Genomic DNA, 1,144 nt, shown 5'->3' with positions numbered 1-1,144 from the left:
CGCCGCGCTCGTCGGCGCGCCGCGCGGCCGCGCGCCCTGCGCGGCGTCGCGCGTCAGTTCGTACACCGTCTGCCCGCGCAGCCGGAACGCCTGCGTCACGTACGTGAAGTTCTCCGAATGGCCGGCGAACAGCAGCCCGCCCGGCTTCACGAGCGGCTCGAAGCGCGACAGCACCTGCCCCTGCGTCGGCTTGTCGAAATAGATCATCACGTTGCGGCAGAAGATCGCGTCGAACGGCTTCGCGATCCCGTAGTCCGCATCGGTCAGGTTCAACTGCTCGAAACGGATCATCGCGCGCAGCTCGGGGCGCACCTTCACGCGGCCGGCCTGCGCGCCGGTGCCCTTCAGGAAGAAGCGCTTGAGCCGCTCCGGCGACAGGTGCTTGACCTGGTCGTACGTGTAGATGCCGGCTTCGGCCTTCGCGAGCACCTGCGTGTCGAGATCGGTCGCGAGGATCGATGCGTTGCGCGCGGCCGTGTCGCCGAGCGCCTCGATCAGCGTGATCGCGATCGAGTACGGCTCCTCGCCGGTCGACGCCGCCGAGCACCAGACCGACACCGGCGCCGGCCGCGATTTCACGAATTCCGACAGGATCGGGAAATGGTGCGACTCGCGGAAAAACGCGGTCAGGTTGGTCGTCAGCGCGTTGGTGAACGCTTCCCACTCGAGCGGATCGTCTTCCTGCTCGAGCAGGTCGAGGTAGTCGCGGAACGTGTCGAGGCCGCGCGCCCGCAGCCGTCGCGCGAGACGGCTGTAGGCCATGTCGCGCTTGTGCTCGGACAGCGAGATGCCCGCGCGTTGGTGGATCAGCGCGCGGATGCGTGCGAAATCCGCGCCGGTGAACGCGAAGTCGCGCCCCGGCTCGCCCGCGCGAGGCGAGGCATCCGGTACATCGGGTCGAAACGGCGCGCGCGCGTGCGACATGGCTTAGAAGGTCTCCCAGTCGTCGTCCGACGCGCCGGCGGCGGCCAGCGCCGGCTTCTCGCCGTTCAGCGCCGGGCGCACGAGCGCGGGCTTCGCGGCCGGCTTGTCCGCCGCGGCGGCCGTCTTCGCGAGACGCGGGCCGTAGCCGCCCGCGGCGGTACCGCCACGGGCAGCCGGTGCGTCCTTCTGCGTGCGCGCGGCCGCATCGGCCGCACGCTTC

1 protein-coding gene and 1 pseudogene are annotated in these 1,144 nt (G+C 70.5%); both read right to left on the bottom strand.

The window, feature by feature from the left end; genetic code table 11:
- The coding region (locus JMF86_RS00895) for a CheR family methyltransferase (protein WP_201316680.1) at positions 1-924 on the bottom strand (924 nt) is incomplete at its 3' end.
- A 3-nt stretch (positions 925-927) separates the two neighbouring features.
- Positions 928-1,144, bottom strand: a pseudogene (locus tag JMF86_RS00890) (methyl-accepting chemotaxis protein); the annotation flags it as partial.

The organism is Burkholderia sp. E168m15 (assembly GCF_016586105.1).
In the GTDB taxonomy this organism is placed as follows: Bacteria; Pseudomonadota; Gammaproteobacteria; order Burkholderiales; family Burkholderiaceae; genus Burkholderia; species Burkholderia orbicola.
Note: the sequence above shows the minus strand (reverse complement) of the source record. Positions and strands in the feature narration are given on the sequence as shown.